This is a genomic window from Burkholderia sp. 4NA327C6 (assembly GCF_005502655.1).
Taxonomy (GTDB): Bacteria; Pseudomonadota; Gammaproteobacteria; order Burkholderiales; family Burkholderiaceae; genus Burkholderia; species Burkholderia contaminans.
Genome location: NZ_SCNZ01000087.1, coordinates 1 through 18,294, shown reverse-complemented (window position 1 = coordinate 18,294; position 18,294 = coordinate 1). Strand labels below are relative to the sequence as shown.

Annotated in this window: 18 protein-coding genes and 1 pseudogene; 18 read left to right on the top strand and 1 reads right to left on the bottom strand. The window is 59.3% G+C overall.

Annotated features, from left to right (window positions below; all coding sequences use genetic code 11):
* Window positions 1-145 precede the first annotated feature (145 nt).
* Window positions 146-442 carry a hypothetical protein gene (locus FFS49_RS43085; protein ID WP_171026912.1) on the bottom strand — a complete coding sequence of 99 codons (297 nt, stop codon included), beginning with the start codon at window positions 440-442 and terminating at the stop codon, window positions 146-148.
* A 548-nt stretch (window positions 443-990) separates the two neighbouring features.
* Between FFS49_RS43085 and FFS49_RS40640 the strand changes: the two genes are divergently transcribed.
* The 18 genes and pseudogenes from FFS49_RS40640 to FFS49_RS40555 all read left to right on the top strand — a co-directional run.
* Entirely contained in the window at window positions 991-1,644 is a 654-nt protein-coding gene (locus tag FFS49_RS40640; protein WP_105819060.1) for a TetR/AcrR family transcriptional regulator, read from the top strand.
* A 55-nt stretch (window positions 1,645-1,699) separates the two neighbouring features.
* Window positions 1,700-2,725, top strand: a complete 1,026-nt coding sequence (locus tag FFS49_RS40635) for a helix-turn-helix domain-containing protein (RefSeq protein WP_105819061.1) — start codon at window positions 1,700-1,702, stop codon at window positions 2,723-2,725.
* 368 nt (window positions 2,726-3,093) lie between these two features.
* Entirely contained in the window at window positions 3,094-4,416 is a 1,323-nt protein-coding gene (locus tag FFS49_RS40630) for an aromatic ring-hydroxylating dioxygenase subunit alpha (RefSeq protein ID WP_105819062.1), read from the top strand.
* Window positions 4,406-4,954, top strand: a complete 549-nt coding sequence (locus FFS49_RS40625; RefSeq protein WP_105819063.1) for a 3-phenylpropionate/cinnamic acid dioxygenase subunit beta — start codon at window positions 4,406-4,408, stop codon at window positions 4,952-4,954. The genes FFS49_RS40630 and FFS49_RS40625 overlap by 11 nt, the downstream gene beginning before the upstream one ends.
* An 11-nt stretch (window positions 4,955-4,965) precedes the next feature.
* Window positions 4,966-5,289 carry a bifunctional 3-phenylpropionate/cinnamic acid dioxygenase ferredoxin subunit gene (locus FFS49_RS40620; protein ID WP_105819064.1) on the top strand — a complete coding sequence of 108 codons (324 nt, stop codon included), beginning with the start codon at window positions 4,966-4,968 and terminating at the stop codon, window positions 5,287-5,289.
* A complete protein-coding gene (locus FFS49_RS40615) occupies window positions 5,286-6,497 on the top strand; it encodes an FAD-dependent oxidoreductase (RefSeq protein WP_105819065.1) in 1,212 nt (403 codons plus the stop codon). Before FFS49_RS40620 ends, FFS49_RS40615 begins: the two co-directional genes overlap by 4 nt.
* Window positions 6,498-7,346 carry a 3-(cis-5,6-dihydroxycyclohexa-1,3-dien-1-yl)propanoate dehydrogenase gene (hcaB, locus tag FFS49_RS40610; RefSeq protein WP_105819066.1) on the top strand — a complete coding sequence of 283 codons (849 nt, stop codon included), beginning with the start codon at window positions 6,498-6,500 and terminating at the stop codon, window positions 7,344-7,346.
* A complete protein-coding gene (locus tag FFS49_RS40605; RefSeq protein WP_105819067.1) occupies window positions 7,343-8,215 on the top strand; it encodes a VOC family protein in 873 nt (290 codons plus the stop codon). Before hcaB ends, FFS49_RS40605 begins: the two co-directional genes overlap by 4 nt.
* A gap of 15 nt (window positions 8,216-8,230) precedes the next feature.
* Window positions 8,231-9,073 carry an alpha/beta fold hydrolase gene (locus tag FFS49_RS40600; RefSeq protein ID WP_105819068.1) on the top strand — a complete coding sequence of 281 codons (843 nt, stop codon included), beginning with the start codon at window positions 8,231-8,233 and terminating at the stop codon, window positions 9,071-9,073.
* A gap of 80 nt (window positions 9,074-9,153) precedes the next feature.
* Window positions 9,154-10,779 carry a 3-(methylthio)propionyl-CoA ligase gene (locus FFS49_RS40595; RefSeq protein ID WP_105819069.1) on the top strand — a complete coding sequence of 542 codons (1,626 nt, stop codon included), beginning with the start codon at window positions 9,154-9,156 and terminating at the stop codon, window positions 10,777-10,779.
* 96 nt (window positions 10,780-10,875) lie between these two features.
* Window positions 10,876-11,655, top strand: coding sequence for a fumarylacetoacetate hydrolase family protein (locus FFS49_RS40590; protein WP_105819076.1), 780 nt, complete (start codon window positions 10,876-10,878; stop codon window positions 11,653-11,655).
* Window positions 11,656-11,684: 29 nt separating this feature from the next.
* Window positions 11,685-12,635: an acetaldehyde dehydrogenase (acetylating) gene (locus tag FFS49_RS40585; protein WP_105819070.1), complete on the top strand. Its 951-nt coding sequence runs from the start codon at window positions 11,685-11,687 to the stop codon at window positions 12,633-12,635.
* 12 nt (window positions 12,636-12,647) lie between these two features.
* Window positions 12,648-13,670, top strand: a complete 1,023-nt coding sequence (gene dmpG / locus FFS49_RS40580) for a 4-hydroxy-2-oxovalerate aldolase (protein ID WP_105819071.1) — start codon at window positions 12,648-12,650, stop codon at window positions 13,668-13,670.
* Window positions 13,671-13,854: 184 nt separating this feature from the next.
* On the top strand, window positions 13,855-14,619 hold the full coding sequence (locus FFS49_RS40575) for an OmpW family outer membrane protein (protein WP_105819072.1): 765 nt from the start codon (window positions 13,855-13,857) through the stop codon (window positions 14,617-14,619).
* 47 nt (window positions 14,620-14,666) lie between these two features.
* The gene (locus tag FFS49_RS40570; RefSeq protein WP_105819073.1) at window positions 14,667-15,431 is read left to right on the top strand and encodes an enoyl-CoA hydratase-related protein; all 765 of its coding nucleotides are present in this window, start codon (window positions 14,667-14,669) and stop codon (window positions 15,429-15,431) included.
* Window positions 15,432-15,435: 4 nt separating this feature from the next.
* Entirely contained in the window at window positions 15,436-16,521 is a 1,086-nt protein-coding gene (locus FFS49_RS40565; RefSeq protein ID WP_224755803.1) for a phosphotransferase, read from the top strand.
* A gap of 34 nt (window positions 16,522-16,555) precedes the next feature.
* Entirely contained in the window at window positions 16,556-17,767 is a 1,212-nt protein-coding gene (locus FFS49_RS40560) for an acyl-CoA dehydrogenase family protein (RefSeq protein WP_105819075.1), read from the top strand.
* Window positions 17,768-17,933: 166 nt separating this feature from the next.
* Window positions 17,934-18,185 (top strand): annotated as a pseudogene (locus FFS49_RS40555) (enoyl-CoA hydratase-related protein); the annotation flags it as partial.
* Window positions 18,186-18,294: the final 109 nt, after the last annotated feature.

Below are 18,294 nucleotides of genomic sequence, written 5' to 3'. Positions count from 1 at the left end.
TCGTGGCGCTTCAGGACCAGTTCTGCCAAGGCAAAGACAACAAGAAAAAGAGCAGCAAAACCAGCGGGTAACGAAGAGTTATCCACACCGGAATAGATGTACTACGCTGTCTCAGGGTGGGTCAGATTTAGATGAAATCGGTGGGTTAAGACTCGGTGGAAATCAACAGAAACAGTTCACGTAACAGCGGTGTGATGGCCAGTGTGCAGCAGTAATCCCGCATCCGGACGGCTCCTGGCTCGATGAATAGGAAGTAGAGCTGAGCATCGGGCGGTGCGCGACTGCTATCTGGGAACTCAGTCATCAGGTCAAGCGGCGCGCATCGCCGGTCGCGTTGCAGCTGGGGGGAATACGTACCATAAGCCGTCATCGTGTCGGAAGAAAAATATCGCCAACGATCGGTCAGGCTTGGCGGACTCAACACAGACACAGCGTCCTTCACGATATACCTTGTCGCTGAGCTGGAAGCGCTTGATGCGAATCGGTGACGTGTCGGAGGGGGCAAGCCACTTGTCGATCAACCTGCGCAAACAATACCCGTCGTAGTTCATCGCACTCTCCATGACCCGTCACCGCGACTCGACCACCTTGTGAGTCCGCACCTTAGCGCATACGGTACCGCCAAGGCGCGGGTGCTCCGATTTGCCCTCGGGTAACTTGACTTCCGGGCTGGTGTCGGGCGGCAATTATCAGTCGCATGACTGATTTATACAGTCATGCGACTGATATATCAATGTCATGACCCCTAGGAAATTCACCTATCCATCTGATAAATAGAAGGAATATGGATGGGGTCGGATCTTTGAGTGCTCGATTGACTGGTAATTATCAGTCGCGTGACATATTCTTTGTGACAAGGTGGTTGCTCGTCATGGTGGCTTGGGCGAGGACCGATGAACTGACTGCGATCGCTCGGTCGAGGGAAGGTCGATATTTGAGCGGTTGGACTGTCCGAAGCGCACACCGGCGGCTGCCGGCAAGAGGTCAAAGATGAGGGAACTGGCGATTGAACTGACAGGGGCCAAAGAGTTGGCCGACGAGCCAAAGCGCCGCGGCAACAGAACGACAAGAATCCCCGAAATCGTGGAGGCCGCGATCAATGTGCTCGCGCAGTACGGTAACGTCGGGTTCGCTTTGCGCCGCGTGGCGAGCGATGTTGGGATCCACCTGGCGACCTTGCAGTACTACTTTCCGACCAGAGAAGACCTTTTGCGAGCGGCGTCGGAGGCCGTGGCAACACGATATCTGACGCTCTATGAAAGTGTGGTCGACGACGATGATCTATCGCCGGAGGCTCGGCTAGATGCCATCGCAGATATCGCCTTTGACGAGTTGGTCAAGCGTGGCACACACATTGCACCATTTTGCCTGGAAGTCTGGAGCATGGCCGAGCGCGAAGAATTTGCCCGAGACTTGGTTGCAAGTTTCAACCGTCGATTTCAGGAGACGTTCGCTCGATTGCTGGCCAAGATCAATCGATCGCTTACACCGCGGGAGTGCGCATTACGCGGTCGTCTGCTGTACTCCCATTTGGCCGGTTTGATCGTTTTAGTCCGGCCGGCACATGGCGCATCTTCAGACGATGAAGCACTTCGCGCTGCGACGAAGGCTGTCTGGAGGGCGCTCAGCTACGCTCCACAGTAGCGCGGCACGAGAAGGGAATACAACGTAAATGACCCACTAATGATGGGGGAGACACATGTACGCACCTGTTCAACAGTTGTCGTCCGATCCACAAGACTTCGAGCGTCTGACATCGCAGCGGTTGTGCGAGGCGTTTGACGGCGAGCGGTTGGAACTCGAGGCTTCCCGGAATCGGCTTGAGCCGGTCGGAAAGATTACGAGGCGCCGATTAAGCAGCATTGAAATGCTGCGCTCCGAGGCGGCGACCTCCAGTCGTCCGTTTGGAATCCGTCGAGATTCGAAAAGCGGCAGAGGAGGGCAGGACGAGTTGATTCTGGTTGTCGTTCTGGCAAGTCAACTGTCATGCGAGATCGGGAACAGCTACTACACGCTGGCCGAGGGCGACATTGCGCTCATCGGCCCGGAGCATCCTAGCCGGATGGAGTTCTCGGCAGGCTTTGATGGGCTATGGGTACGTCTTCCGAAAATCGAATCACACATTCGACGCGTGATCTTTCAGGATGCGGTAGACAGAAAATTCGATAGCCGGCACGGGATCATGCATGTGCTGTTGAGAACGCTGCTGACCACATACGAGTCGGCGAACTCGATTGCAGGCGATAGCGTCCCGTGGTTGGAGAGCAGCTTGCTGGATCTCATCGTGGCGGCGGTAAGCGCCAGTTCGGTCGTGGCGAGAGAGGGACGTGCAACGATGTATAGTCGCGCGACTCTGCAGCGGATCAAATCTCACGTCGTCGCTAGGTTGCACGACGACACCCTTACCCCATCCTCCATCGCAAGCGCCATGGGCATAAGCGTGCGTCGCCTGAATGAACTCTTCGCTCAATGTCAGACGACGGTAACGGAGTGGATCATCGCGGAGCGACTCGAGCGATGCAGAAGACGATTGCTTCTCAGAAGCCAGGTTAAGGAAACAATTTGCCAGGTTGCGTACGAAGAAGGATTCAAGAACATTAGCCACTTCAATCGAGCCTTCAAGAATCGATTTGGCGAAAGTCCGGGCCAACTGAGAGATCGTATCCGCCGCGAGGGCCTTTCGTCAGTCGACGCTGAAAGGGGCGTCCAGCTGGAAGTCATGTGAGCATCCGCGTGCCCGTGCCCGTGCCCGCGCTGACGCACCACGTTCCACCGCGCGAACGCGCGATCAACTAAAGTCCATCGCCCTCTGCGGCATGACGCTCGTCATGCCGTCACACCGGGCATCCCTCCCAACGTTTCCACTCTGCAGCCGGCAGCATCGTCCATCGATGCTGTCGCGCGAAGCATCGCCATGTGATCCGCGGATGTCGCTGCCCGACAAGCAAAGCTTTTCCGCGCTGTGAGCAAAGGCGGACAGTTCGAGAACGCCTATTGTTCCTGTAACGGAAATGCGCGCGACGCTTACACCAACGGCCGCATACCGCAATAAGAGCCGATGCTTCGCCATGGGCAACTATCTAGGAGACGCAAGTGCCTGATACCACCATTCAAGGCCATCCTGCTTCTGCGCTGTTCGACGAAGAGGCGGGGACGATCAGTCCGCTGGTCTACTCCGACCAGGGTATCTACGAGCAGGAACTGGATCGCATTTTCGGGCGGTCGTGGCTGTTCATCGCTCACGAGAAACATATTCCCAAGACCGGGGATTTCTTCTCCACGTACATGGCGGAAGATCCCGTCGTTGCAGTTCGGCAAAAGGACGGGTCGGTCGCCGTCTTGCTCAATCAGTGCCGTCATCGCGGCATGAAGATTTGCCGTGCGGATCAGGGCAACGCAAAGGCATTCACATGCAGTTACCACGGTTGGGCCTATGGGATTGACGGCGCTCTCGTGAACGTCCCGTCAGAGGAGCACTACGGGCCGTGTTTCAACAAGGAAGAGTGGCCTGCAAGGCGCGTCCCTCGAGTTGAAAGCTACAAGGGCCTGATCTTCGCCAACTGGGACGAGCATGCGCAATCGCTGAAAGAATCGCTCGGCGAAGCTGCGCTGTACCTGGACGCACTGCTCGATCGGTCGCCTGCCGGTACGGAGCCGATCGGCGGGATCTACAAGTGGGTCATCCCCTGCAACTGGAAACTTGCCGCTGAGCAATTCGCCAGCGATATGCACCACGGGGTCATGTCGCATGTGTCTGTGCAAGTCGCGACAACACCGGAGTATGCGGGCAAGGAACTGCCGCTGCCGGGCCGTCAACTGTTATCGGACCAAGGACATGGCACGGGCTTTTTCCTTGCCCCGGGCCTTCATGAAGACTGGATTGTGTCGCAGGCTGGCCAGCGCGAGCCGGGGTACGATTCGGTGGCCCTTGCTCAGCGGCATGCCGCTCACAATGCGGGCGTGAGCGCGGTGACCGCGCAACACATGACCGTGTTTCCCACGTTCTCATTTTTCGGAGGCGTGCACAGCTGCCGCGTCTGGCATCCGCGCGGCCCTGGCGAAATCGAGGTCTGGGCGTTCTGTCTGGTCGACTCCGACGCTTCACCTGCCGAGAAGGAGCAACTCCGGCAAGCCACGTTGCGTACTTTCTCTCCGGCTGGAACCTGGGAACAGGACGACGGCGAGAACTGGGTCGAGATCCAGCGTGTGCTGCGCGGACATCAGGCGCGCCGTACCACCATGAGCATTCAGATGGGTAAGGATATCAATCCCGCTGCGGATCCCGCGTTCCCCGGCACTGTCGAGGGCTGCTACAGCGAGGAGGCCGCACGGCGACTCTATAGCCACTGGCTCAAGTTGATGTGTATTCCGACGCAACGCGATACGTGCGCCAAGGAGGCCGGCCATGGTTGCTAACGAAATCGCCTCGACGCGCGCGAACGCCGTTTCGGCAGCAGAGCACTTTGCGATCGAACAGTTCCTCTTTCTCGAAGCCGAGCTTCTCGACGGCAGGAACATCGCGGCGTGGATCGAGCTGATGGCCGACGACCTCCGTTACGTGATGCCGATCCGCCGCAATGTGGGGCCGCGCGAGCGAAAAGTGGAATGGACCAGTCCTGATGAACTCGCGTATTTCGACGAAAGCAAGGAAAACCTCAAGCTTCGTCTACGCAAACTCCAATCGGGCGCCGCATGGGCCGAGGAGCCGCCGTCTCACACACGGCATCTGATCACGAACGTCCGCGCAAGCGCTGCCGGGCAGGGCGAATACCTCGTCCGCTCGAACTTCCTCGCATATCGCAACAGGTCGGAACGACAAACCGACTACTTGATTGGGGAACGCCACGATCGCCTGCGCTGCGTCGATACGGACGCGGGATTTCAGATCGTCAGTCGGCGCATCTTGCTCGATCAGACGACGTTTCTCGCGAACAACCTCAGTTTCTTCCTTTGAGGGTGAGCGCAATGTCGTTTACCGATGTTTGCTCAGTGTCGGACGTCCCGAGCGACGCCGGGTTGAGGATTGATGCCGGACCCGAGGTGGTCGCCGTGTTCAAGATCGACGGAGATTTCTACGCGATCGAGGACAAGTGTCCCCACGGCGACTGGTCCTTGTCAGACGGCTATCTGGATGACGGCCTGATCGAATGCAGCTTGCATATGGCGAAGTTCTGCGTGAAGACCGGGAAGGTCTGTGCTCCGCCGGCTATACGCGACGTCAAGGTGTTTCCGATCAAGGTAGTGGGTGACCGGGTACTGATCGATCTTGAACCTGAGGCCGGCATATGAAACAGCCGCTTGCGATTGTCGGTTCGGGCCTTGCCGGTGTACGCGCGGCGCAGACGCTTCGTGCCAATGGGTATAGCGACAGGATCATCTTGGTCGGCGAGGAGGCTCAGCACCCGTACGAGCGACCTGCGTTATCGAAGGAAGCACTGTGCGGGGGCGCTCCGCCGGCGCTGTGCTCGACGGAAGACCTGAATACATTGGAGCTCGACTGGCGTCGAGGGTCGCGCGCGGTGTCGATTGACGGAGGCGTACTCGCGCTTGACGACGGCACGTCGGTGGCGACCGACGGCATTTTGCTGGCGACCGGCGCCCGGGCTCGCAAGGTCGACTTGCCCGGCGTGTCTTTGCCAGGCGTCCATACGCTACGTGCGCTGGATGATGCGTTCGCGCTTCGAGACGCGCTGGCGGCGCAGAGCGAGATCGTCGTCATCGGTGGTGGCCTGATTGGGTGCGAGGTCGCCAGCACCGCGCGGAAGGCAGGGCATGCGGTCACTGTCGTCGAGTCTGGCGAGGAACTGATGGAGCGTGCGCTCGGGCGAATGATGGGGCTTTGGGCGCGGGTCCAACTCCAGCAACTCGGTGTGGTCGTTCATCGATCCGCGACGGTCGCCTCGATCGAAGGCCATGCACGGGCGCGCGGCGTGAGATTGTCGAACGGCGCGTACTTGCCGGCTGACGTCGTTGTCCTGAGTGTGGGAGCCCAGCCATGCGACGAACTCGCACAAGCCGCAGGTGCGGCGTGTATGCGCGGCGTGGTCGTCGATGCCGCTGGCCGCAGCACCATTCCTGGAATCTTCGCTGCCGGTGACGTTGCCTCGTGGCCGCTCGTAGAAGGCGGGCGCCGCTCTCTCGAGAGTTTTCTCAACAGCCAGGCGCAGGCGGCCGTCGCAGCATGCGCAATGATCGGGCGCGTGAACGAGCAGCCTCAGACCGCGCTTTCGTGGACCGAAATCGCCGGGCGAAAGATTCAACTTGCAGGCGATCTCACCGGCTCGGGAGAGATGGTTATTCGGGGCGATGAGTCAGGCGCGTCCTTTTCCGTATTCCGCGTATCGAACGGACGGGTGGCAGGCGTTGCGACAGTCGACGCCCCGCGTGAATACGCAACGGCCAAACGGCTCGTCGAGTCGCGAATCGCGGTGCAGACCAATCTGCTGGCCGATTCCTCTACCGAGCTTCGCAGCTTGCTTAGCTACAAGGTGAACTAAATGAAAAAACTGGAAAACCAGGTCGTGCTGGTGACAGGCGGCGCATCTGGCCTGGGCCGCGCCATCGTCGAGCGGTTCGTTTCGGAGGGCGCGCGGGTAGGCGTGCTTGACCGCTCGGCTGATCGGATTGCCGAAATCCGCGATGCACTCGGTAATGCTGTGATGGGCTTCCAGGGCGATGTTACGTCGTATGAGGACAACCTTCGCGCAGTGAATGGATTGGTCGCTCAGTTCGGCCGCCTGGATTGCGCGATCGGGAACGCCGGGATCTGGGATTTCAAGACCGCACTGGTCGACCTCTCGGAAGACAAACTCTCTTCGGCGTTCGACGAATTGTTCGCCGTGAACGTGAAGGGCTATCTTCTGCTCGCCAAGGCCGCTTTGAAAGCGCTGGCCGAAAGTCGCGGGAGTCTGATCTTTACGGCATCGAACGCGTCGTTTCAGTCGGACGGTGGCGGCGTCCTCTACACGGCCAGCAAGCACGCAATTCGCGGCATCGTTACGCAACTCGCTTTCGAATTGGCGCCGTTCGTCCGCGTCAACGCCGTTGCTCCGGGGGGAATGATCACGAACCTCAGCGGCGTGAAGTCGCTCGGACTCTCGGATGCCACGATTCCGGCGGAGCCGTTCGTCGAAATGGCGCGCCATGTGGTGCCTATCGGTCATCTGCCGACTCCGGCCGACTACACCGGCGCCTATGTTTTCTTTGCGTCGCGCGAAGACAACGTGCCGGCGACGGGAACGGTCCTGCGACACGACGGTGGGTTGGCCGTTCAAGGGTTTATCGATTGCCGCGGGGGAGCCGGCTTGCTCGAAAAACTTGCAATCAATCAGGAGACAGTCGCATGAAGGTGCAATCGTTGGGTTATATCGGAATCGACGCTTCCGACTTGTCCGCCTGGAAACGGTACGCGACCAAGTTCCTGGGTTTGATGCCCGGAGAAAATGGCGCGTCCGGCGATCGCTACCGCATCGATAACCGTCTCTGGCGGATTTCGGTTGAACCAGGTGAGCGCGATGACATCGCCTATGCCGGATTCGAACTGGAAGGGCCGGAAGCACTCGCGCATATGGCCGGACACCTGCGGGACCTGGGTTACAGCGTCGAAAGCGATTCCGGCGAACTCGCACGTTGCCGGCAGGTGCGCGGGCTGGCACGTTGCGCCGATCCGTCCGGCTTGCCGGTGGAACTGTACTGGGGGGCGACCGAACGCGGCGAAGCACCGTTTCGATCGGCGGTGGTCGACGGTTTCGAAACCGGCGACCAAGGGCTCGGGCATATCGTGCTGCTCGTTCCCGACCTCAAAGCAGCACTCAAATTCTACTGCCAGGGATTGGGCTTCAAGCTATCCGACATCATCACGATGCCGATCGGTCCCGACCGCACGCTCGAACTGCATTTCCTTCACTGCAACCCGAGGCATCACACGTTGGCTTTCGCCGAAATGCCGGCGCCGAAGCGCCTCCAGCACTTCATGTTGCAGGTGCCGTCGATCGACGACGTCGGCTTCGCGCTCGATCGCGCAGAGCAGCAGAGCGTGCCGGTCACGATGACGTTGGGTCGCCACACCAATGACCAGATGGTGTCCTTTTACGCGAGAACGCCGTCAGGATTCGAAGTCGAATACGGTGCGGGAGCGGTGAGCGTCGACGAGTCGTGGACGGTGGTGAATCACGATCGGATCAGCGTGTGGGGCCATCACCGTACCGGCCAGTGAGATTGGGAGAACAACATGAGTGAAGTGAATTTCCGCAGCGCGTTTGTCGAATTCGAAGGCACCCGAATCCACTACCAGGAGGCGGGCGAAGGTCCGGCTCTCATCATGCTTCAGGGATCGGGGCCGGGTGCGTCCGGTTGGTCGAACTATAGCCGCAACGCGCCGTTCTTCGCGCGCAGCCACCGTGTCATCGTGCCGGACCTCGCCGGGTGGGGCAAATCCGACATGAGGCCGGTTGGCGTATCGATTCCTGGCTGGTGGGCGAACTCGATTCTCAGTCTCATGGAATCTTTGTCCATTACGCAGGCTGACATCATCGGTAATTCGCTCGGAGGAATGATTGCCCTGAAGATGGCCTTGATTGCTCCGGACCGTGTCGGCCGGCTCGTGCTGATGGGACCGGCCGGCGGCTTCCCGACGCTTGGCCAATGGCCCACGCCCGCGATCCGCACGTTGGCGACCGCCTATGAGGGCGATGGCATTACGGCGGAAAAGGTGAAGAGTTTCATCAGCGAGAGCCTGTTCGATCAGTCGGCGATCACCGATGAACTGGTCAAGGGCAGACTTGAGGCGGCAATGGATCCGCGCATCATTGCGCAGCCGCCGATGCGCCTGGAATCCGGACAACCGATCGAAGAACTCTGGCGAGACCCGGGTCTTGCGACGCTGCCGCACCAGACACTGATCATTTGGGGCAGAGAGGACCGCGTGGTTCCGCTCGATACCGGAATGATCTATGTCAAGCGTATTCCCAATGCGCAACTCAACACCTTTCCGAAGTGCGGCCACTGGGCGCAATGGGAATGGGCGGATCGGTTCAATCGAGTCGTTTCGTCCTTCCTCTCGGAAGAGCGTTGACACGCGCGCGAGAAGCGCAGGGCGGCCGACGGGAATACGACGCCGACGGCTGTTGAATCACGACCTAACTGGGATTTTCCATGGCAATGACAGGCCGGATGATGAGTACGCCCCTGCTCATCTCTTCGATCATCAGGCGCGCGGCGCGATACAGCGGCGGCGTCGAGATTGTTTCGCGCGGCAGTGACGGCGGCATTCATCGCTATACCTATCGGGAGTGCGAACTCCGCGCGCGTAAGCTGGCCCAGGCGTTGGAGGCGCTCGGCGTGCGACAAGGCGATCGCATCGGCACACTGGCATGGAATAGCTATCGCCATCTGGAGCTTTACTACGCCGTGCCAGGGGCGGGTGCGGTCTGCCATACCATCAATCCACGATTGTTTCCCGAGCAGATCGTCCATATCGTCAACGATGCCGAAGACACGTACGTGTGTTTCGACGTTCAATTCCTGCCCTTCGTCGAGGAAATCGCAGGACGGTGCCCAGGCGTCAAGGCGTGGATCATGATGGCCGGTCGCGAGGACATGCCCGCCGCTAGCAAGGCTTCCTTGCTCTGCTACGAAGAATTGATCGGTGCGCAGGATGGAAATTACGAATGGCCGGTGTTGGACGAGAACCTCGCATCGGGCCTCTGCTATACGTCCGGTACGACCGGCAACCCGAAGGGGGTGCTGTACTCGCATCGTTCAACCGTTCTGCATTCCTATTCTTCCGCATTGCCAGATTCGCTGAATTGTTCGGCGTCGGAGGTCATCATGCCGGTGGTTCCCATGTTTCACGTGAATGCATGGGAGCTGCCGTATTCCGCGCCTTTGGTCGGCGCGAAGCTGGTGCTTCCGGGGCAAAGGCTCGACGGCGCTTCCCTCTACGAGTTGATCGAGGGCGAGCAGGTTACCTACTCCGCGGGCGTGCCGACCGTGTGGCTCGGCCTGCTCGAACATGTGCGATCGAACGATCTGAAGTTTTCGACATTCCGTCGAACAGGTATCGGCGGGTCGGCCGTCTCCCGATCGATGATTCGCGCCTTCAAGGAATTGGGTGTCGACGTGGCTCATGGTTGGGGCATGACGGAGACATCGGCGATGGGCGCCAGCTGCACGCTGCGACGTCAGCATGCCGGGCTTTCCGAATCCGAGCAAGAAAAGGTCCTCGAGAAGCAAGGTGCCGTGATTCCGGGCATAGACATGAAGATCGTGGGCGGCCAGGGTCACGAGTTGCCCTGGGACGGCAAGACGGCGGGCGATCTGCTTGTTCGCGGCCCGTGGATCATAGATTCGTACTACGGCAACGACACGTCTCCGCTGGAGGATGGCTGGTTTCCCACTGGCGATGTAGCGACGATCGATGCGGATGGCTACATGCAGATCACCGACCGCAGCAAGGACGTCGTCAAATCCGGAGGTGAATGGATCTCGTCGATAGACATCGAGAACATCGCAGCGGCTCACCCAGCGGTACATATGGCCGCGTGCATTGCCGTGCGCCATCCGAAATGGGGCGAGCGCCCATTGGTGGTCGCGGTAAAAAAAGCCGGCGCGAATGTCAGTCGAGATGAATTGCTGCAGTTTTTTGAAGGAAAGGTTGCGAAGTGGTGGGTTCCGGACGATGTGGTTTTCGTCGACGCCATGCCCATGACCGCGACCGGGAAATTTCAAAAAGCCGCACTGCGAGAGCAGTTCAAGGAGCATCGATTGCCGACGGCCTGAATTTCGAAGCTTATTGATGAAACACACCACCTATTCCAAGGCTGCGGAACGAACGTCAGTCTGCGCCGGAGATCTTGGTAGATGAGGTTTGGACGTATGGCTAATTCTTCTATTCAGCAAGCCGCGGATGCCTTGTACGAAGCCCGCAGTACGCGTATCCCGGTTTCCAGGATTTCGGAAAGGTTCGGGATCGAGAGTCTGCACGACGCGTATCGGGTAGCGGCGATCAACACGAATCGTGCTATCGACGCGGGGAAACGAATTTGCGGGAAGAAAGTCGGCCTGACATCGGTTGCGGTCCAGCGACAACTCGGGGTCGACCAGCCGGATTTCGGCGTCCTGTTCACGGATATGGAGTTTGTCAGCGGCGCAGACATTCCGGTTAGTCGCCTGATTCAGCCCAAGGCCGAGGGCGAGGTGGCTTTCGTCGTCGGGCGCGACCTGACCGAGGAACTGAGCTGGGGCCGATTCCTGCATGGCATCGAGTACGCATTGCCCGCGATCGAGGTTGTCGACAGCGCGATCGAGAACTGGAGCATCACGCTCGTCGATACGGTGGCGGACAACGCCTCGTGCGGCCTTTATGTCCTGGGCACGGATCCGAAACGCATTTCCGATCTCGATCTCGCTACTTGCAAGATGCGCTTCCTGAAAACGGACGAGCTTGTCTCGGAGGGGCATGGGGCTGCCTGCCTGGGCCATCCGCTACTCGCCGCCTGGTGGCTCGCCCGGACGATGCAACAACTCGGCGATCCGCTTCGCGCTGGCGATGTCGTGCTGTCGGGTGCGTTGGGGCCGATGTTCCCTGTACGCGAAGGCGACGCATTGCAGCTGGAAGTCGGCGGGCTAGGCAAAGTTTCCTGTATCGCTGCGTAGGCGATCGATTTTAACGAGCGGGAGAATCCATGGCAGGCAAGTTGAAAGTCGCGATCATCGGGTCGGGCAACATCGGCACCGATCTGATGATCAAAATCATGCGACACGGTGATCATCTCGAGATGGGGGCGATGGTCGGCATCGATGCCGCTTCCGACGGTCTCGCGCGTGCGGCACGCATGGGCGTCGCGACGACGCACGAAGGCGTCGAGGGGCTTACGTGCCTGCCGGTGTTTGGGGATATCGATATCGTCTTTGACGCGACGAGCGCGGCAGCGCATGTGAAGAACGACGCATTCTTGCGGGGGCTCAAGCCAAACGTTCGCATGATCGACCTGACGCCGGCCGCGATCGGCCCGTACTGCGTGCCGGTTGTGAATCTCGACGCGCACGTCAATACGCTGAACGTCAACATGGTGACGTGCGGTGGCCAGGCGACCATTCCGATGGTGGCAGCGGTGTCGCGCGTCGCAAAAGTGCATTACGGCGAGATCATTGCCTCCATTTCGAGCAAATCCGCTGGGCCCGGCACGCGCGCGAACATCGACGAGTTCACGGAGACGACGTCCAAAGCGATCGAGCAGGTTGGCGGCGCGGCAAAGGGGAAAGCCATCATCATCCTCAATCCGGCCGATCCGCCCCTCATCATGCGTGACACGGTTTATTGTCTGTCCGATTCGGCCGACGAAGAGGCGGTGGAGCGGTCGATCGAGGACATGGTCGCCGCCGTCAATCGCTATGTGCCCGGCTATCGCCTCAAGCAACGGGTGCAATTCGATCGGATAGAAGCCCATGCACCCTTGAATATCCCGGGTGTGGGCGCGCGTATGACAGGGCTCAAAACCTCGGTGTTCCTCGAGGTAGAGGGCGCCGCGCATTATCTGCCGTCCTACGCCGGCAATCTCGACATCATGACCTCCGCGGCGAAGGCTTGTGCTGAGCGCATGGCCGCCGAGATGGTCGCCCATGCTACGACCTAGGGGAAACACGGCATGACACTCGGCAAAAAACTGTACATCTCCGACGTGACGCTGCGAGACGGTTCGCATGCGATTCGTCATCAATACAGCGTGCAACAGGCGGCGGCGATTGCGAAAGCGCTCGACGAAGCCAAAGTCGATTCGATCGAGGTGGCGCATGGAGACGGGCTGCAAGGATCGAGTTTCAACTATGGATTCGGCGCTTATACCGATCTCGAATGGATTGCCGCGGTGGCGGAAACGGTCAAGCACGCGAAGGTCGCGACGTTGCTGCTGCCCGGGATCGGCACGATTCACGATTTGCGTGCCGCCTATGACGCTGGCGCTCGTATTGTCCGCGTAGCCACGCATTGCACCGAGGCCGACATCTCCAAACAACACATCGAGTACGCGCGCGAGCTCGGGATGGAGGCGGTGGGCTTCCTCATGATGAGCCACATGACCACCCCGCGCGACCTTGCACAGCAGGCGAAGCTCATGGAGAGGTACGGGGCGACGTGTTGCTACGTCGTCGATTCCGGTGGTGCACTGGGAATGAACGACGTACGCGAGCGCTTTCGCGCCTTCAAGGACGTGTTGAAGCCGGAGACCGAGACAGGCATTCATGCCCATCACAATTTGAGCCTTGGCGTCGCCAACAGCATCGTCGCCGTCGAGGAAGGCTGCGACCGCGTCGATGCAAGCCTTGCCGGCATGGGCGCCGGTGCCGGAAACGCGCCGCTCGAAGTGTTTATCGCCGCGGCCGAACGGCTCGGTTGGAATCACGGATGTGATCTTTATAGCCTGATGGATGCTGCCGATGACCTCGTTCGTCCGCTACAGGACCGGCCCGTTCGTGTCGATCGCGAAACGCTGGCGCTGGGTTATGCAGGCGTCTATTCGAGCTTCCTTCGCCACTCCGAAGGCGCCGCTCGGAAATACGGATTGAAGACCGTCGACATCCTTGTCGAATTGGGGCGACGCCGCATGGTTGGCGGGCAGGAGGACATGATCGTCGACGTGGCGCTCGACCTTCTTCGCGCTCGACAGTCGTAAGGAACTTGGTGGTCCGCGGATAGCTGCGGATCGCTCAGGCGAGATAGTTTCGATCGACAGAAATACTCGGAGAAGTACGTTATGTAATTCGTGATACTAAATAAATGCCGACGAATGATGGCCATTGAGAGCCCGGTCGGCACCTTTCGGGACTGAGGTCGCCGTAAAACGGAGGAGACGAAGTATGAGGAAGCAACTGAATTCGATCGCACTGGCGATTTCGATGTGCGGTCTCGCGGGTACGGCGTACGCACAGGAGGCGGGAAGCGTTGTGGTAACCGGTGGCGCCGCGTGGATCGACATGAGGCAATCGAGCTCTCAAGAACTGAAAAGCAGTTCCCAGTTCGGCACTTTCACTTCTCCTGGAACAGGCGCCGAAATTCATAACACCTTCACGGGAGAGTTCCTCGTTACCTATTTCGCAACGGAGCACATTGCGATCGAAAGTGCCGTGGGATTTCCCCCGAAGCTGAATTTTTTCTCCCAGGGGGGCGCCACCCCCCTTGGGCCCCAGGGGCCGGCAATGCCCGTGGGTGATCTGAAGCCGTTGGTGACGGCACGGGTGTGGGCGCCCACAGTGTTCGTGAAATATTACTTTGGAAAGAAGGACAGTGTGTGGCGCCCATTCCTGGGTGTCGGCGTGAATTACACGTGGTTCAGCTCCGTCCAGGTTCATCCCGCATTCAGCGGGGCACTGGGTCAATTTGCCGGACCGGGTGGAAGGGTTGATGCATCGGCCAGCTCGTCGTGGAACCCAGCCTTCACGGCCGGCGTGACATATCGCCTCAACGGTAGATGGTCCGTGCTGGGATCGATTACCTACATCCCGCTAAAGACGACCGGAAAATTCGATGCAGTCAGCGCCAACGGAACGACCGTTTTGAGCAACACGGCGCGAATCACGGCCAATCCAATCATCGGATTCGTTGGGGTTTCCTATCGATTTTGAGCGGCGGATCGAGTCTGAATGGGTATAGCGAAACAGGAGATTTCACCGTGGACGACATAAAAGTCCAAGTTGACGGGCGGGTGATGATCGTCACGATATCGAGGCCAGAAAAGAAGAATGCGTTGACCGGTGCGATGTACGGCGCGCTTGCGGATGCGCTTGAATCAACTGCGCACGAGCGCGTGAACGCCGTCCTCATCCAATCTGATGGTGACACGTTCTCGGCCGGAAGCGACCTGAGCGAATTCTCCGCTGAAGCAATTCGTGACGGCATCGGCAAGAGCCGCGGTGCGCGGTTTCTCCGATATCTGGCGACGATGGAGATTCCCGTCGTGGCCGCCGTACAGGGGAAAGCCATTGGTGTCGGCGCCACCATGCTGTTGCATTGCGACTACGTCATCGTTGCGAACGACGCGCAACTCAGCGCGCCGTTTGTCGACCTGGCGCTCGTTCCTGAAGCGGCGTCGGGCTACCTGCTTCCGTTGCGGATCGGAAGCATTCGTGCGTTCGAGATGATCGCGCTCGGCCGCTCTGTCGATGCGCGGACCGCCGTGGAATGGGGAATCGCTAATCGATCGGTGCCGGCTGACCAGCTTCGAGCCGAAGCGAAGGCGATCGCGGCGGTTATCGCTGCGAAGGCGCCGGGCGCGGTCAGAGCGACGAAACGGTTGATGAGTGAGCGCAGGAGAGTCATCTATCAAATGAACGCGGAATTCGATGCGATCGACAAGCAATTGGCAGGGAACGAGTGCAGCGAAGCCTTGGCCGCGTTCAAGGAAAAGCGTCGTCCCGATTTCTCGAAGCTTCAATAACGTGATGGATAAAAGCAACACTGATACTCGATCGCATGAGGCCGCCATACGGCGATCCCCTGATTTCGACGTGCGGCGATTGGAATCGTGGCTAGGCGGAAATTTGCGTGGTTTTAGCGGGCCACTCGACGTATCGCAATTTTCGGGAGGCCAGTCGAATCCAACCTATTTGCTGACGACGCCATCCGCCCGCTATGTCCTGCGCCGCAAGCCGTCGGGCAAGCTACTGCCGTCCGCTCACGCGATCGATCGAGAATATCGCCTGATACGCGCGTTGAACGGATCCGCGGTGCCGGTCGCGCATGCGCACTGCTATTGCGACGACGTATCGGTAATCGGCACCGAGTTTTATGTCATGAGCTATGTGGAAGGCCGCGTGCTCTGGGAGCCCAGCCTTCCGGGCATGACGCCCAACGAACGCCGCCTGGTTTTCGATGAAATGAATCGCGTCATGGCGGCGCTGCATACGATCGATATCGACGCACTTGGTCTGCGCGACTTCGGGCGAACAGGAAGCTATTTCGAGCGCCAAGTGTCACGCTGGACCAAACAGTATCGCGCATCCGAGACGGGCCGCATTGCGTCCATCGAACGATTGATCGAATGGTTGCCGCATCATCTTCCGAGCGCGGAACGGACGAGCCTGGTTCATGGTGATTTTCGCCTGGACAACATGATCTTTGCCCCGGATGAGCCACGAGTGGTCGCTGTACTCGATTGGGAACTCTCGACGCTTGGTGATCCGCTCGCGGATTTCGCCTACCTCTGCCTCGCGTGGCACTTGCCGGCGGCCGGTTCGCGCGGACTGGCGGACTTGACTGACGCCGACAAGGTTTCGCTGGGCATTCCGCATGAAGCTGAATTTGTGTCGGCGTACTGCCGCCGTACCGGCATTGAGGAAATTGGAACACGTGAGTGGAACTTCTACCTCGCCTATAACTTCTTTCGCGTGGCCGCGATTCGGCAAGGAATCATGAGGCGCGCGCTCGACGGTAACGCAAGCAGCGATCAGGCATTCGAGCACGGCAGACTTGCTGCCGCGATGGGCGATCTGGGATGGGGTTGCGCAGAACGCGCGATGGCCGCTTGACAGTAGCACCGGCCGCAATTCGGAAGAGGAATAGATGAACTTCGAACCTTCGGAAAAGGTTAAGGACCTGCAGCGCCGTGTTTCGGCATTCATGCATCAATATGTGTACCCCAACGAGGAACGTTACGAGCGAGAAGTCTGCGACGGCGACCGTTGGCAGCCGATCGCGCTCATTGAAGAGCTGAAGGCGCACGCGAAGGACCAAGGTTTGTGGAATCTGTTTCTGCCCGATTCGGAACATGGGGCGGGACTGACGAACGTCGAATACGCTCCCCTTTGCGAAATCATGGGCCGGGTGCCATGGGCACCGGAGGTTTTCAACTGTTCGGCACCTGACACAGGCAACATGGAAGTGCTGGTCCGTTACGGCACGCAGGAGCAGAAGAAGACGTGGCTCGAGCCGTTGCTGCGTGGCGAGATTCGCTCGGCGTTCGCAATGACCGAGCCACTTGTGGCCTCGTCCGATGCAACGAACATCGAGAGCTCGATCGTGCGTGACGGTGACGAATACGTGATCAATGGCAGGAAATGGTGGACTTCTGGTGCCAACGATCCACGCTGCAAAGTCTTCATTTTCATGGGCAAGACGGACCCTGACGCGGCAGAGCGCTATCGTCAGCAAGGGATGATCCTCGTGCCGCGCGACGCGCCCGGCGTGACGATTCTTCGCCATCTGCCGGTGCTCGGTTTCGACGACGCGCCGCACGGGCATGCGGAAATCGTCTTCGAGAACGTACGTGTGCCGGTAACGAACATGCTGCTCGGCGAAGGGCGCGGCTTCGAGATTGCTCAAGGGCGTCTCGGCCCCGGTCGTATCCATCACTGCATGCGCCTGATCGGTCTCGCGGAGCGTGCACTCGAAGTGACGTGTACACGTAGCCTGTCGCGAACGGCGTTTGGACGGGCAATTGCCGACCAAACGGTGACGCAGCACCGCATTGCCGACGCACGTATCTCGATCGACCAGACGCGCTTACTGGTGCTGGATGCTGCGCACAAGATGGACGCGATCGGCAATAAGGCGGCCGCACGCGAAATTGCGATGATCAAGGTGGCAGCGCCCAGCATGGCATGCACAGTCATCGATTGGGCGATTCAGACCTGCGGGGGCTATGGAATGCAGGATCGCTTCCTGACGCACGCCTATGCTGCCGCACGGTCGCTGCGCATCGCGGACGGTCCGGATGAAGTGCATCGCAATCAGATAGGGCGAATGGAACTGGCCCGTTATCGGGGCTCGAGATGAGCGGCACTACAAGAATTTCGTGTTCGCCTTCAAAAAAGGCCGAACGTTCGAGTGTTTATTTGATTTTGGATCCAATCGAGCTGTCTGTATCGAACTGGCAGCGACATAGCTCAACCTGGATGCACGGTACCCCGTCCCGTGCGCCGCACATACAAAGGAAGGGAACATGACAGCGCACTACAGGGTGCACGATGACGTGGCGGTTATCACGCTCGACAACCCACCGGTCAATGGGCTCGGGCACACGACACGTCTCGCCATCGTCGAGGCAATGGCCGCAGCAGCAGCCGACGCGGGTGTACGGGCCATTGTCATTACTGGGGCAGACAGCGGCTTCTCGGCCGGAGCGGACATCCGGGAATTCGGCACGCCGAAAGCAACGCAGGAACCGAGCATTCATACGGTCATACGAGCGATTGTTGATTTCCACCGAGTCTTAACCCACCGATTTCATCTAAATCTGACCCACCCCGAGACAGCGTAGTACATCTATTCCGGTGTGGATAACTCTTCGTTACCCGCTGGTT